Source organism: Phytoactinopolyspora alkaliphila (assembly GCF_010550695.1).
Classification (GTDB): Bacteria; Actinomycetota; Actinomycetes; order Jiangellales; family Jiangellaceae; genus Phytoactinopolyspora; species Phytoactinopolyspora alkaliphila.
In genome coordinates, this window is the sequence record NZ_JAAGOB010000002.1 from 58,326 (window position 1) to 72,853 (window position 14,528).

Genomic DNA, 14,528 nt, shown 5'->3' on the forward strand with positions numbered 1-14,528 from the left:
CCTGGCGGCTCAATCGGCCGGGGGCCGCGGAACGGTCTTCCAGCGGGGGCCCGCTCGCAGGACCTGCGACGGCGCTGGATGCCCGACATATGCTTCGGCCATCCCCGCGACTTCGAGAAGAGCTTCGAGGTCGACGCCGGTCTCCACACCCATGTCCTCGAGCATCGAGACCACCTCTTCGGTGGCGATGTTCCCGGATGCTCCAGGTGCGTACGGGCAACCGCCGAGACCGGCCACTGCGGCGTCGAAGTCGTCCACGCCGAGCTGCAGCGCGGCGTACACGTTCGCCAGCCCGGTACCGCGGGTGTTGTGGAAGTGCAGCCCGATCGGGCTGTCCGGGTGCGCTGCCCGGACCTCGCCGACCAGGCGGGTCACCCGGGTGGGTGTGGCCATTCCGGTGGTGTCCCCGAAGGCGAGGGAGTCGACGCCTGCCGCCACACCCTGTTTGACCACTCGCAGCACCCGTTCAACGGGCACCTCACCCTCGTACGGGCAGCCCCATGCCGTCGAGACGATCAACTGGAGTGTCGCGCCTCCGGCGTGGGCGAGTTCGGCAAGCTCGGGCAGGCCGGCTAGTGACTCGTCAGTCCCGCGCTTGATGTTCTCCCGGTTGTGAGTGTCCGAGGCCGAGATCACGACCTCAAGGTCCACGAATCCCGCCGCCAGAGCGCGCTGCAGGCCACGCCGGTTCGGCACCAGCGCGGAATAGCGCACGGAGTCTCGCGGGCGCACCCCTGTCCAGACCTCGTCGGCGTCCGCCATCTGCGGGATCGCCGCAGGATGGACGAACGACACCGCCTCGATCCGGCGCAGCCCAGTGGCGGAGAGCGCCTCGATCAGGTCGACCTTGGCCGCGGTGGGAATCGGATCCTCGTTCTGCAGCCCGTCCCTCGGCCCCACTTCGCGCAGGCTCACCCGCGCCGGCAGTTCAGTCATCTCACGCCCCGGTTCGTGGCCAGTTCGGATCTCTCTTCTCATTGAACGCCGCGATGCCCTCTTTTCTATCCGCGCTGAACGCGGCCGTCCGCCAGGCGGCGTCCTCGATCTCCAGCCCGGCGGCCAGCGAGCCGTCCATCCCGAGGCGCATGGCCCGCTTCGCCTGCCGCAAACCCACCGGCGAGTTCGAGGCGATGTGGGTCGCGAGCTCTAGCGCGGCCTCACGAGCCTGCCCGGACATCACCAGCCGATCGGCGATACCCATCCGGTAGGCCTCGTCGGCGTCGATGCGGCGGGCGGTGAAGGTGAGGTCACAGGCACGCCCCCAGCCGATCCGGCGGGCGAGCAGCTGGGTTCCGCCTCCGCCCGGGACCAGGCCGACCGATACCTCTGGGAGCCCGAGCACAGCAGTATCGTCGACGACGATCAGATCGCAGGCGAGGGCCAGCTCGAAGCCGCCTCCCAGCGCGTAGCCCTGGATTGCGGCAATGGTGGGAACAGGCAGATCCAGGATGCTCGTATACGCCGCCCGGGTGATCGGTCGCTGGTCGCGCAGCTCGTCGTCGGTGAACGACGCGCGCTCCTTCAGATCCGCGCCGACGCAGAACGCCTTGGGCGACGACGACGTCAGCACCACCGCCCGCATGGTGGTGTCCTCGGCGAGACCCCGTCCCACGGCGGCGAGGGCGCGCGCGTGCTCGGTGGAGACCGCGTTGAGCGCGTCCGGCCGGTCAAGCACGATCTCCACCGTGCCGGACGGATCGTGCCGGCGAATCTTCACAGTCTCCATCGGCCGACCTTATCCCGCTGCGCGGTGTTCGTCAGGCCCCGCGGGGAAGCGCCGGGAGTGTGGCCGACCATAGCGGGACCCAGCCGCCTGAGATTCTCGCCTGGTGGCCGGGTCTAGCGCAGAACCGTGACCTCGACCCGCTGGAACTCCTTGAGCTCGGTGTAGCCGGTGGTGGCCATGGACCGGCGCAGCGCGCCGACAATGTTCATCGAACCGTCGGCGAGGAACGACGGCCCGTTCAGGATCTGCTCCAGGGGCGCGATGGTCCCCGTCCACAGGCGCTCGCCCCGGGGCAGATCCGGGTGGTGCGCCTCGGAACCCCAGTGCCAGCCGCGGCCCGGCGCTTCGGCCGCACGGGCCAGGGGTGAGCCCACCATCACCGCGTCGGCGCCACAGGCGATCGCCTTCGCGATGTCGCCGGAGCGGCCGATCGAGCCGTCGGCGACGACGTGGACGTACCGTCCACCGGACTCGTCCAGGTAGTCACGCCGGGCTGCCGCGACGTCCGCGACGGCACTGGCCATCGGCACCGTGACACCGAGCACGGAGCGAGTGGTGTGTGCCGCGCCGCCACCGAAGCCGACCAGGACACCCGCCGCGCCGGTCCGCATGAGGTGCAGCGCGGCCTGGTACGTGGCGCAGCCGCCCACCAGCACCGGGACGTCGAGCTCGTAGATGAACTGCTTGAGGTTGAGCGGCTCGGCCTGCCCGGAGACGTGCTCCGCGGAGACCGTTGTCCCGCGGATGACGAACAGGTCGACACCGCCGTCGATCACCGCCTGGTAATGCTGCTTGACCCGCTGCGGGGAGAGCGCACCGGCCACCGTGACGCCGGCAGCGCGGATCTCCCGGAGCCGCTCGCCGATGAGCTCCTCGCGCACCGGCTGGCCGTAGATCTCCTGCAGCCGGTTGAGCGCCTTGCCTTCTTCGAGTTCGGCGATCTCCTCGAGCAGCGGTTCGGGATCCTCGTAGCGGGTCCACAGTCCCTCGAGATCCAGGACGCCAAGGCCGCCCTTCTTCCCCAGCGCGATCGCCGTTGCGGGCGACATCACCGAGTCCATGGGAGCCGCGATCAGCGGCGTGTCGAACCGGTAGGCATCGATCTGCCAGTGGGTCGACACTTCCTCCGGGTCCCGGGTACGACGCGACGGGACAATCGCCACGTCATCGAACGCGTACGCCTCGCGGCCGCGCTTACCCCGGCCGATCTCTACTTCTGCCACTGGACCAGGCTACCGGGAAAGGCGGCACACGCTGGCACCGCATCCGGACGTGCCCGGACGCGGTGCCGGCAGATGGATCTCAACGCCTGCGCAACCGCGCCGTGAAGCTGCGCCCGTAGGCCTCGCGGGTGCGCACGTCGATGCGGATGCCGCCCTGGGCCGGTCGTACGTCGACACCGTCGTCGGCCGATTCGAGTGTCAGGGGGCGGCCACGGACGACGATCGAGATCTCGGCGCGGTTCATGGTCGGGTCGGACACGGCGACCGTGACGATCCCGTCGCGTTCCCGGACGATGACCGATGCGGGCCCGTGGATCGCCACGTGCCCGGCATGGTGCCATCCGTCCGCGAAGACGTTCGCCGCGATCATCCCGAGGCCGGTGTGCTTGACCGCCTGCAGCCGCGGGTTGTTGACCAGGACGCTCAACCGGCCGTCGGCGTATGCCTGCAGCCGATCCTCGTCCGCGTGGGGCACCAGCGCGTACGCCACGGACGCTTCACCCTCCCCGGCCGGGTGGGAGACCGAAACCCCGAAGACCTTCTTGCTCACCTGAGTGTCCGGATTGGACACCCGCACAGCGCGGCGGCTCCGGGTGACCTGCTCCAGATCGACGTTCACCGGCGACGCGTCGCCGAGCAGCAGATACCCCACTGCGACGCCCTCGGTGCCGTTGGCGTAGCGAAGCCAGGCCAGCTTCGCGGAACCGGGGCCGGACCACGACGAGCCGTCGGGCCGCGCGCCGGACACCACGACATCGTCTCCGGTACCGGCGATGCGGCTGTCGATGGTGGTCACCGCGTCACGGCCACTCTGACCGGAGATCCCGGAAGCCAGGACCACGATCTCGTCGTCGAGCATGAACCACGATTTCGTCGACGTGGCGTTCTGGTAGGCCACGAAATCCTCGGGCAGGATTCCGGCCTGCTTGTCGGCGTACGGAACGTCGTCGGACTGCACCATTCCCGCGACGCCGTAGGTGCCGAGCGTGGCACCGCCGGAGTAGCCGTTGGTGCCTGTCGGGAAGTAGACGTAGGTGTTCTGCGACACCGACGACGACGTGAACCCCAGCGGATGGTCCGGGTTCTCGTACCAGAACCGCCCATAGAGGTCCGGCACCGTGGAACGCTCCTCGACCGGGGCCGTCACACCGGACAGCCGGTACGGCGAGACCGTGGTGTAGTAGTCGACGCCGAAGGCCTTCGTCTGGTCCTGCCCGGACAGGTAGAGGTAGTACGCGCCGTCGCCCTGGAACCAGGGCATCAGGTTCTCGCCGTTCATGTACTCGTACTTGCTGATCCGATCCGAGCTGCGAGCCAGCGCGAAGGCATACCCGGGCCGAATGTGCACCGCCTTGTCCATGGCGTTGAACGCGACGCTGCGCTCGGCCGGATTGAGATCAGCCGCGGGAATGGCGTCGTCGGCCAGGATGTCGGCGTACCGGGTGATGCTGACCGGAGAGACGAAGCTGCCCGGGTTGAGCGTCGTTCGTGACGTGGACCGGATGAACTTCACGTATCCCTTGAGGTCTCGGGCATCTTCACCGTCGAGGTAGTCGGCGAGGTCGACGATCGCCTCCACGATCACGCCCACGTCGGTATACCCGGTGGTGGTCCGCGAGACCGCCCGGCCCTTGACGATCTCCATCATCCAGCCTTCGAAGATCAGCGGCGCGAACCCGTTCACCACCCATCCACGCACCACGTCGACGAGTTCGCCGCCGCTGGCGTAGGACGTGCCGTCGAGAATCTTCACCGACTGCACGACGCGCGTGAGCAAGCCCTTGCCGTATGAACCGGTGTAGGCAACCGAATGATGCTGGATGAAGGAGCCGTCCTCGTAGTAACCGTCGGTGTTTCCGTGCTGGAGGTTGTACGGATCGATCGTCGCGAACACGGTCGACTGGTCATCGACTGCCTTGGCGATCCGGGCGTCGTCGCCCAGCATCGCGCCCTGGATGATCCGGTTGGCGGTGATGTCGGCCAGGTTCGCGCCCGTGTGGAAACGCGAGTCGAGATCGACGTCGCCGTCCTTGCCCTCCCGAAGATAGGCGTCCAACGACGCCACGTATGTCTCGACCAAGCCCGGCGCGTATTCGGCCACTTGCTCGGCAAGCAGCGCGAAGGTCTTGCTGACATGCGTGGGGATGGCGATCTCCCAGACGTGCCAGTTGCCGTAGTATCCCTGCTCCTGATCGCCGAAGTGGTGATCGTGCAGCCAGATCAGCCCGTCGATGACGCGCCGCTGAACCCCGATATCGCCGACCAGTTCGGAGTCGACGCCAGGTGTGGCCGTGGCCAGCGCGATCTCGTAGAGGAACTGGTAAGCCGACCGGAGGTTGGTCTCATCGCTGCCGAGCTGCTGTCCGGCGAACAACTGACCGTTGCCGGCGTTGTCCATGGCGGTGAGCCGGCTGCGGGCGGTCTGGTGAATGGTCGCGAGTTTGCCAGCAGCCTCGGGTCGCGAGTTCGACTCGGCCTGTCCGGCGAACATCTCGACCGTGTTGGCGAGCAGACGGGTGTGATCCGCAGCGGCCTCGGCCAGGCTTCTGGTGGGCGTCGTTGTGACAGCACGCGCTGGATCAGCGACGGAGAGGAGCCCGACAGCGGGAATGAACGAAAGCACTCGGCGGCGGGAGATCTGAGGCATTGCGGAGCCTCCAGTCAGGTAGAGGTATAGACCACGACCTCTGATTCAAGCAAGCGCTTGCCGGGATGGCAAGGCCCGCATCGTCGGTTTCTCTCCTTGAACCGGACCTGGCCTACCTGCGCGACGCGTAGTTCGGAGCCTCGACGGTCATCTGGATGTCGTGCGGATGGGATTCCTTCAGGCCCGCCGAGGTGATCCGGACGAACCGGCCCCGCTCCTTGAGATCCGGCACCGTCCTGGATCCGGTGTAGAACATCGCCTGCCGGAGGCCGCCGATCAGCTGGTGCGTCACGCTGCTCAGCGGGCCCCGGAAGGGGACCTGGCCCTCGACTCCTTCCGGAACCAGCTTGTCCTCCGACGAGACGTCGGCCTGGAAGTAGCGGTCCCGGGAGCCGGTGTCAGCCGCCCCGCGCTTGCGCAGGGCACCCAGGGATCCCATGCCCCGATACGACTTGTACTGCTTGCCGTTGACGAAGATCAGCTGGCCCGGGCTCTCCTCGACGCCCGCGAGCAGGGAGCCCAGCATGACGGTGTCGGCGCCCGCGACAATCGCCTTCGCGATGTCACCCGAGTACTGCAACCCACCGTCGCCGATGACCGGGACCCCAGCTGGACCGGCGGCCAGCGACGCCTCGTAGATGGCCGTGACCTGGGGAACACCGATACCGGCCACCACGCGCGTGGTGCAGATGGAGCCGGGCCCGATGCCGACCTTGATGGCGTCCGCGCCCGCGTCGATCAGCGCCTGCGCGCCAGCACGGGTGGCGATGTTGCCGCCGACCACCTCCACGCCGGCAGCGGCGGGCTCCGACTTCAGCCGGCGGACCATGTCCAGGAGGAGGCTGGTGTGCCCGTGCGCGGTGTCGACCACCAGCACGTCGACCCCCGACTCCACCAGCGCCATGGCCCGTTCCCAGGCATCGCCGAAGAAGCCGACAGCGGCACCGACCACCAGGCGGCCGTCGGCGTCCTTGGTGGCCTCGGGGAACTGCTGGGACTTCACGAAGTCCTTGACCGTGATCAGTCCGCGCAGCCGGTCGTGCTCGTCCACCAGCGGCAGCTTCTCGATCTTGTGCTTGGCCAGAAGGGCGATCGCGTCCTCGGGCTTGATCCCGACGGGCGCGGTGACCAGCGGCATCGACGTCATGGTCTCGCGCACCGTGCGGATGTGATGCTGATCTTCCGGCACGAACCGCAGATCCCGGTTGGTGACGATCCCCACCAGCACGCCGTCAGCGTCGACCACCGGCAGCCCGGAGACGCGATAGTGACCGCACAGCGCGTCCACCTCGGCCAGAGTGGAGTCCGGACCCGTGGTGACCGGGTCGGTGACCATGCCGGACTCGGAGCGCTTGACCTGGTCCACCTGGCGGGCCTGATCCTCGATGGAGAGGCTGCGGTGCAGCACGCCCAGGCCTCCCTGGCGGGCCATGGCGATGGCCATCCGGGACTCGGTCACCGTGTCCATCGCGCTGGAGACCAGCGGAATGCGCACGTCGATGTTCCGCGTCAGGCGCGAGGTGGTGTCGACCTCGCTCGGGACGACGTCGGATTCGTTGGGCTGCAGCAGGACGTCGTCGAACGTCAGCCCGATGGTCGCGAACTTGTCGGGGATCTCGTGCGGTCTGGACTCCATAAAGATGATCCTCGTGCGTGAAGGCGGGCAATGCCCCCATGGTATGCCGGGCGCCGGCGTCTGACGTATGGGCCGTTCGTGTATCCCGTGCGGGCCGGCAGCCGTGGCATCGGTCACCCGTTACCCGGCGGTGTGGTCCAGGATGGCGGGAACGACGACGTCCCAGACGTCCACCGCCGGGAACTCGTGTCCCCCGCCCTCCAGCGGCAGGAACCGTGCACCCGGGATCTCCCTGGCCAGCGCCTCGCCGTGTGACAGCGGGAACAGCGGGTCAGCGGTGCCGTGCATGACGAGCGTGGGCACATCGATCTCCCGCAGGCGATGCCGGATGGGCTCGCCGTCTTCGAGGATCCAGTGGTTCGTCTGGCTCGCGGCGATGTTCGTGGTGCGATCGTAGATTCGCCCGACGAGCCGGTGCAGGCGCGTCGCGTCGAACGGGTGCGTCCCGCCGAACGCACGCAACTCTTCGACCATCGACTCGACCACCGCATCCCGGTCCGACCAGTCTGGCTCGGGCGCGGGCTCCGCGAACATCGCCCGCACATGGTCCGCAGGCGGCGGAAGCTCCGGATCGTCAGGCCCACCCGTTCCACCAGGGGAGGTGGACAGCAGCGTGAGCGAACTCACTCGCTGAGGATGCTCCAGCGCGATCCGCTGGGCGATACCCGCACCCATCGAGATACCCACCAGGTGCGCACTCGGCGCACCGAGCACGTCGAGCAGGCCCACGACGTCGCCGGCCAGATCCTGACCGGTATAGCCGGGCGCGCCGGCCGGATAGCTGACCGAGCGGCCGGTGTCACGCAGGTCGTACCTGACGACGTAGCGCCCTCTAGCGGCGATGCGCTCGCAGAACTCGTCCTCCCACCAGTCCATGGAACTGGCCGCGCCGCCGATCAGAAGGAGTACCGGATCGGACCGGTCTCCGAACGTCTCGATGCACAAATCCACGCCGTTGGCGCGGACGATCCGCTCGCCGGAACGCTCCGGCGCGGTGGTGGAGCGGCTACGTTCCTGATCCGAACTGTGGTGATCCGTGTTCATGGCTACCTGCCTTCCGTCTGTTGCGACGACTGTACTACACTTTCCTAAGTAACTGCTACACTTTTCTAAGTAAGTCGAATCAACGTGAGGATGGCCATGACCACCAGCCGTACGTACGGCGAGGCGTGCCCCATCGCCCACGCCATGGACATCGTCGGTGACCGGTGGGCGCTCCTGGTGGTGCGGGAGCTGCGACTCGGCCCCCGCCGCTTCAGTGACCTGCAGGCGAGTCTGCCCAAGGCCGGCCCGAACATGCTGACTCAGCGGCTTCGGGACCTCGAGCGGTCCGGCGTCGTCGCCAAGCGGAGCCTTCCGCCCCCTGCCGGCTCGACGATCTACGAGCTCACCCCATGGGGCAGTGAGATCGAACCCGTCTTCCGGGCACTGGCCCGCTGGGGTGTCCGGGCGCCGGTGCCGCCGGACGGCACCAGGCTCAGCCCCGATTCGGTGATGCTGGGCCTGCGGACCTTCTTCACCGAGCGGCATGACCCAGCGTGGTCCGCGACGTACCACATCAGCCTCGGCCGGGAGAGCTATCGGCTCACCGTGACCGAAGGAAGACTCACCGAGCTCACCCGCGGCCGCGTCGATGCGCCGGCCGACGGAGCGCCTGCCGCCACGGTCACCTGCCAGGACCACATGACCATGCACGCGCTGATCGAGGGCAGGGAGGACCTGCCTGAATTGACCGATCGCGGTGAGCTCACCGTGGCAGGTGATCTCGCGGCGGTGCGGCGCCTCGTGGCGGCTGTGAGCAAACCGCGCCGGACCTCGTGACGGTCACCGCGAACGTAACCGGGCCAGCCGGTCCACCGCCTCGGCCAGGACCTCGTCACGCTTGCAGTACGCGAACCGGACGAGTGTGCGCGCCGCCGCCTTGTCGTCGCAGAACACCGAGACCGGAACGGCGGCGACGCCGGCCCTCTCGGGCAGTCGCAGGCAGAAGTCGACGCCGTCGTCGTACCCGAGTGACGCGACGTCTGTGATCACGAAGTACGTGCCGGATGTCGGGAAGACGTCGAAGCCCGCCGTGCGCAGCCCGGCGCAGAGCAGGTCACGTTTTGCCTGCATGCCGGCGGTCAGACCGGCATAGAAGTCGTCGCCGAGCCCGAGCGCCGAGGCGACCGCCCGCTGAAAGGGACCACCGCTCACGTACGTGAGGAACTGCTTGACCGCGCGGGCGGCCGCCACGAGCTCGGCTGGGCCGTGCAGCCAGCCGATCTTCCACCCGGTCACGGAGAACGTCTTGCCCGCCGAGGAGATGGTGACGGTCCGCTCTGCCATGCCGGGCAGCGTCGTCATCGGGATGTGCGGGCGGGCGTCGAAGGCAAGGTGCTCGTAGACCTCGTCGGTAACCACGACGGCATCGTGCTCGACGGCCAGCCTGGCCACGAGTTCCAGCTCCGCGCGACTGAACACCTTGCCGGTCGGGTTGTGCGGGCTGTTGAGCAGCACCACCCGGGTCCGGTCGGTGAAGGCGGCCCGCAGTTCGTCGTCGTCGAACCGGAAGTCCGGAGCACGAAGGCGCACGGTCCGCCGCCGCGCTCCCGCCAGCGCGATGGATGCCGCATAGGAGTCGTAGTAGGGCTCAAATGTCACCACCTCGTCGCCCGGTTCGCACAACGCGAGGATCGTCGACGCGATCGCCTCGGTGGCGCCGGCGGTGATCAGAATCTCCGAGTCGGCGTCGGCCTCGATCCCGTAGAAGCGCTTCTGGTGGTGAGCGACGGCGGCCCGCAGCTCCGGCACACCCGGCCCGGGCGGGTATTGGTTCTCTCCGCTGTGGATGGCCTCCGTGGCCGCGTCCAGGATGAGCTGCGGCCCGTCGGTGTCGGGGAAGCCCTGACCGAGGTTGATAGCGCCGGTGCGCACGGCCAGCGCCGACATCTCCGCGAAGATCGTCGAGGTGAACGGTCGCATCCGTTCGATGAGATGGGCGCGTGGCTCGCTCATGTCCGCCACCCTACGCGAGCCCTGGCATGGGTTGAGGTCGTAAATCCGCCCGAAATATCCCACTTGTGGGACCACAACCCATGCCAGGGTTCCGAAATCGGGTGAAGGGCTTAGACTTGGCGGCAGGCCCAGGAGCATCACTTGTGCTCCCATGTGTCTGCCCGATGAGTGGGTAGCTGGTTCGGCGGTCGCCTTGGTCGCCTCACCGCTCGCTGTCCCCTGCCGTGCCGTTCGCCGGCCCGGCATAGACCGGCACCCGCCATCGTTGGAGTATCCGTGTTTGCTCTCCCGCCGCTTCGCGCATCCAGCCGTACCGCGGCCACCGTCCTCTCGCTCCTCTCCGTCGGCGTCCTCGCCGGTTGCGCAGCCGAGGCCACCACCGGCGACCACGGCCGGCCTTCGCAGGCGGCCGAGGCGCCCGGCGGCCCCACGACCCTCGACAACTGCGGCTTCGAGGTGACCGTCGACGACCCGCCTGAACGCGTCGTCACGATCAAGTCCACGTCGACTGAACTGATGCTGGCGCTCGGCCTCGCGGATCGGCTCGTCGGCACGGCGTTCGCCGACGGCGCCGTCCCGGACGAATACGCCGCGGATCTCGCCGGCGTGCCGGTCCTCTCCGAGCAGGTGCCCGGCCAGGAAGCCCTGCTCGACGCCGAACCGGACTTCGTCTTCGCCGGCTGGGAGAGCAACTTCGCCGTCGATACCGCAGGTGAGCGGCAGGCGCTGGCCAGCTTCGGGATCGACACCTACGTGGCGCCTTCCGCCTGCAAGGAACCCGGATACCAGCCCGATCCGATGACATTCGACGCGCTGTTCGACCACATCCACGAGCTGGCCGGGATCTTCGATGTGGAGGACCGGGCCGACGCCCTCGTCGCCGAGCAGCGAGAGCTGCTGGAGGGGGTGGACGCGCCCGGCGACGGGCTCACCGCCCTCTGGTACAGCTCAGGTGAGGACACGCCGTACGTGGGCGCTGACATCGGCGCGCCGGCGATGATGATGCGCGAGCTCGGTCTGGAGAACATCTTCACCGACGTCCACGACACCTGGGCGAGCGTCACCTGGGAACAGGTGGTGGACAGGGACCCGGACGTGATCATCCTCGTCGACGCGGCGTGGAACACCGCGGACAACAAGATCCAGCTGCTGGAGTCCAACGCCGCCACCGCCGCTCTGCCGGCGGTGCAGGAGGGACGCTATCTGCGGATCCCCTTCCCGGCGGCGGAGGCAGGAGTCCGCAACGCCGGTGCTGTGGTGGATCTCGCTGCTCAGCTGGACGACCTCGGACTGACCGAGGCGGAGAGCGGCCGACGATGACAGCGTCCCTCACCTCCGGGAACCCGGCGACGACGGAGTCGCCGCCCGGACCGGCGCGTCGCCGGCACGTTCCGACAAGCGTGTGGACCGCTGCGATGACGGCCGTCCTCGTCGCCTCTGCCACCGTCGCGGTGACGATCGGCTCGGCGGACATCGGCGCCTTGGACGTCTGGCGCTCGATCGGCAGCCACGTCGGCCTGGAGCGCGTCGGGTTCCAGACGTCGTTGTCGGAGCTCAGAGATGGGATCGTCTGGGAGTTACGCCTGCCGCGCGTCCTGACGGCCGCCGCCGTCGGTGCGGCGCTGGCAATCTGCGGGGCCGTCATGCAGACGCTCACCCGTAACCCCCTCGCCGAGCCCTATCTGCTGGGGCTGTCGTCGGGCGCGTCCGTCGGTGCCGTGGTTGTGCTCGTCCTTGGCGTCGGGACTCTCGGCCTGCCGGTCGCCGCGTTCGCGGGTGCGCTGCTCGCCCTCGCAGCCACCCTGGCCCTGGCCAGCCGCCGCGGCGAGCTGCCGCCTACCCGTACCATCCTGGCCGGTCTCGCGGTCTCATACCTGTGCTCGGCCGTCACCTCGTTCGTCATCTTCTGGTCCGCGACGGGTGATTCCTACCGCTCGATCCTCAGCTGGCTGCTCGGATCGCTGGGAGGCGCGAGCTGGAACGACGTGGCGGTCGTCAGCGCCGCCGTGGCCGTCGTCGGCACCGCCCTGATGTCGCGCAGCCGGACCCTGGACGCGTTCGCCTTCGGCGACGGGGCCGCGTCGAACCTGGGCATCAATGTCAACGCGACCCGATGGACCATGCTGGCCCTGGTCGCTCTGCTCACCGGAGCCGCGGTGGCGGTCAGCGGCGCGATCGGGTTCGTCGGGCTGATGCTGCCCCACGCGGTCCGGCTGCTCGTCGGCGCCGGTCACCGGCGAGTCCTGCCCCTGGCCGCGCTTGCCGGGGCGAGCTTCATGATCTGGGCCGACACCGTCGCCCGCACCGTGTTCGATCCGCGAGAACTCCCGGTCGGGGTGGTCACCGCCTTCCTCGGCGCGCCCGCATTCGCTGTCCTCCTGCGACGACGGAAGGTTGGCCGAGCATGACGATGAGCGCCCATAGCACCGTCACCATGGCCCACCCCACTCTCCCCGGGGTGCGCCCGGACGCCGCCGGATTGCGGGTCACCGATGTGTCGTGGTCGGTCGATGGAAATCTGATCATCGACGGCGTGGACGTGGCTGTACGGCCCGGCACTCTCACCGGGCTGCTCGGACCCAACGGGTCGGGGAAGAGCACCCTGCTGCGCGCCGTGGCGGGCACCACCCGCCCGGACCGCGGCACGGTCGCGCTCGGGGGCGAGGACCTGCGCAGCATGCGCCGCCGCGAACGCGCCCGCCGCGTGGCTGTCGTGGAACAGGAGGTGTCGACCGATGTGCCGTTGCGCGTGCTCGACGTGGTCCTGCTCGGCCGCACGCCGTACCCGGCGTCGGACTCCGACGACGACATCGCCCTCGGCGCGCTGCAGACCGTCGGCGTGCCCGGGCTGGCCGAACGCGACTGGCACACACTCTCGGGTGGGGAACGTCAGCGCGTCCACCTGGCACGCGCCCTGGCCCAGCAGCCCGAGCTTCTCCTACTCGACGAGCCCACCAACCACCTCGACATCCACGCCCAGCTGGACCTGATGAGCAACGTGCTCGAGCTGGGCCTGACCTCGCTCGCCGCACTGCACGACCTCAACCTTGCCGCCGCGCATTGCCACCAGGTGGTGGTACTCGATCACGGCCGGGTCGCGGCGACCGGGGCACCGGAGGACGTCCTGGTTCCGACGCTGATCCGGGACGTATTCCGTGTGGACTGCGACGTGCACCCACATCCCCGCACCGGCCGCCCCGTGCTGACGTTCTCGCCGCTCTAAGGCGTGAGCCCGGGGATCACCTCACGTCCGAAGGCCTTGAGCCAGCCCAGCTGATCGGTTCCGGCGTTGTGCAGGTACACATGCGTCGCCCCGACGTCGAGGTACCGCTGGATCTCGCGGCGGTGATCGTCGGGGTCGGCAGAGATGAGCAGCTGGCCCTCGAAGTCTTCCGCGCGTACCGTCCTGGCGATCTGCTCGATGTCATGCGGCGAGCGGATGTCCGCCTTGGAGAACCGCATGGCACCGTTGGGCCACTCGCGTACCGCCTGGGCGGCGGCCTCGAGGGGGTCCGGTGCCCAGGAGAGGTGGATCTGCACGATCTTCGCCGCCGACGACGGGTCCTTGCCGACCGAGCGTGCCCCCTCGTCAAACCGGGAGAACAATGCGGCCACCTTCTCCGGCGTCGATGCGACCGTGATGATCCCGTCGCAGACGGAGCCGGCACGACGCGCGGTGACCGGGCCTGACGTCGCGACGTAGACAGGGGGTGGGACGTCCGGCCGGGTCCAGAGCCGGGTCCGCTCCAGGGTGAAGAACTTGCCGTCGTGCCGGACGTCACGGCCGGAGAACAGCTTCTGGATGATCTCGATCGCCTCGAACATGCGGGCGATCCGCTGGGGCGCTTCCGGCCAGTATCCGCCCACCACGTGCTCGCTGATGGCCTCACCGGATCCGATCCCGAGCCAGTGCCGCCCCGGGTACATCGCTTCCAGCGTCGCGGCGGCCTGCGCGACGACGGCCGGATGCCAGCGGAAGGAGGGACACGTGGCGCCGACACCGACAAGGCCATGAGTGCGCTCGGCCATCGCCGTCATCACGTTCCAGACGAACCCGGCGTGTCCCTGGCGCGGCGTCCACGGCTGGAAATGGTCGTCGGCCATGACGCCGTCGAAGCCGGCCCGCTCCGCTTCGACCGCGAGATCCGTCACGTCGGACGGGTGGAAGCGTTCCAGCATCGCCGCGTATCCCACGCGTGCTCCGCTCATGCGCCGCTCCTCCTGCTCGCCCTAAATGATCATGTAAACCATGTTTGTACGTGCTTCACCATGCCTGCAGGCATGGTAGGGCACGAGAAA

General features: G+C 68.6%; 12 protein-coding genes. 4 read left to right on the forward strand and 8 right to left on the reverse strand.

Translation table 11 applies throughout. From position 1 onward, the window contains the following. Positions 1–9: 9 nt before the first annotated feature. The 6 genes from G1H11_RS03270 to G1H11_RS03295 all read right to left on the reverse strand — a co-directional run bounded on the left by G1H11_RS03270 (position 10) and on the right by G1H11_RS03295 (position 8,276). Positions 10–936, reverse strand: a complete 927-nt coding sequence (locus G1H11_RS03270; protein ID WP_163816067.1) for a hydroxymethylglutaryl-CoA lyase — start codon at positions 934–936, stop codon at positions 10–12. Between the two features lies 1 nt (position 937). Next, on the reverse strand, positions 938–1,726 hold the full coding sequence (locus G1H11_RS03275; RefSeq protein WP_163816069.1) for an enoyl-CoA hydratase/isomerase family protein: 789 nt from the start codon (positions 1,724–1,726) through the stop codon (positions 938–940). A 113-nt stretch (positions 1,727–1,839) separates the two neighbouring features. Next, on the reverse strand, positions 1,840–2,949 hold the full coding sequence (locus G1H11_RS03280) for a GuaB3 family IMP dehydrogenase-related protein (RefSeq protein WP_163816071.1): 1,110 nt from the start codon (positions 2,947–2,949) through the stop codon (positions 1,840–1,842). Positions 2,950–3,028: 79 nt separating this feature from the next. Beyond that, entirely contained in the window at positions 3,029–5,596 is a 2,568-nt protein-coding gene (locus G1H11_RS03285) for a polysaccharide lyase family 8 super-sandwich domain-containing protein (RefSeq protein ID WP_163816073.1), read from the reverse strand. A gap of 112 nt (positions 5,597–5,708) precedes the next feature. Further along, positions 5,709–7,232 (reverse strand): IMP dehydrogenase, encoded by a 1,524-nt coding sequence (gene guaB, locus G1H11_RS03290; protein WP_163816075.1) that lies wholly within the window; start codon positions 7,230–7,232, stop codon positions 5,709–5,711. Positions 7,233–7,352: 120 nt separating this feature from the next. Further along, positions 7,353–8,276: an alpha/beta fold hydrolase gene (locus G1H11_RS03295; protein ID WP_163816076.1), complete on the reverse strand. Its 924-nt coding sequence runs from the start codon at positions 8,274–8,276 to the stop codon at positions 7,353–7,355. A 96-nt stretch (positions 8,277–8,372) separates the two neighbouring features. Between G1H11_RS03295 and G1H11_RS03300 the strand changes: the two genes are divergently transcribed. Continuing rightward, a complete protein-coding gene (locus tag G1H11_RS03300; protein ID WP_163816079.1) occupies positions 8,373–9,053 on the forward strand; it encodes a winged helix-turn-helix transcriptional regulator in 681 nt (226 codons plus the stop codon). 3 nt (positions 9,054–9,056) lie between these two features. On the opposite strand, the gene G1H11_RS03305 is transcribed toward G1H11_RS03300, so the two are convergent. Then, positions 9,057–10,229: a pyridoxal phosphate-dependent aminotransferase gene (locus tag G1H11_RS03305; RefSeq protein WP_163816081.1), complete on the reverse strand. Its 1,173-nt coding sequence runs from the start codon at positions 10,227–10,229 to the stop codon at positions 9,057–9,059. 276 nt (positions 10,230–10,505) lie between these two features. On the opposite strand from G1H11_RS03305, the gene G1H11_RS03310 reads away from it, so the two are divergent. Genes G1H11_RS03310 through G1H11_RS03320 form a run of 3 tightly spaced genes read left to right on the forward strand, consistent with a single transcriptional unit; the run spans position 10,506 to position 13,452 of the window. Then, positions 10,506–11,549: a putative F420-0 ABC transporter substrate-binding protein gene (locus G1H11_RS03310; RefSeq protein WP_163816083.1), complete on the forward strand. Its 1,044-nt coding sequence runs from the start codon at positions 10,506–10,508 to the stop codon at positions 11,547–11,549. Continuing rightward, positions 11,546–12,637, forward strand: coding sequence for a putative F420-0 ABC transporter permease subunit (locus G1H11_RS03315; RefSeq protein ID WP_163816085.1), 1,092 nt, complete (start codon positions 11,546–11,548; stop codon positions 12,635–12,637). Before G1H11_RS03310 ends, G1H11_RS03315 begins: the two co-directional genes overlap by 4 nt. After that, complete coding sequence (locus G1H11_RS03320) at positions 12,634–13,452, forward strand: ABC transporter ATP-binding protein (protein WP_216843410.1); 819 nt, start codon at positions 12,634–12,636, stop codon at positions 13,450–13,452. The genes G1H11_RS03315 and G1H11_RS03320 overlap by 4 nt, the downstream gene beginning before the upstream one ends. Here the strand turns inward: G1H11_RS03320 and G1H11_RS03325 are convergent. Further along, positions 13,449–14,438, reverse strand: coding sequence for a TIGR03557 family F420-dependent LLM class oxidoreductase (locus tag G1H11_RS03325; RefSeq protein WP_163816087.1), 990 nt, complete (start codon positions 14,436–14,438; stop codon positions 13,449–13,451). The genes G1H11_RS03320 and G1H11_RS03325 overlap by 4 nt on opposite strands. Positions 14,439–14,528: the final 90 nt, after the last annotated feature.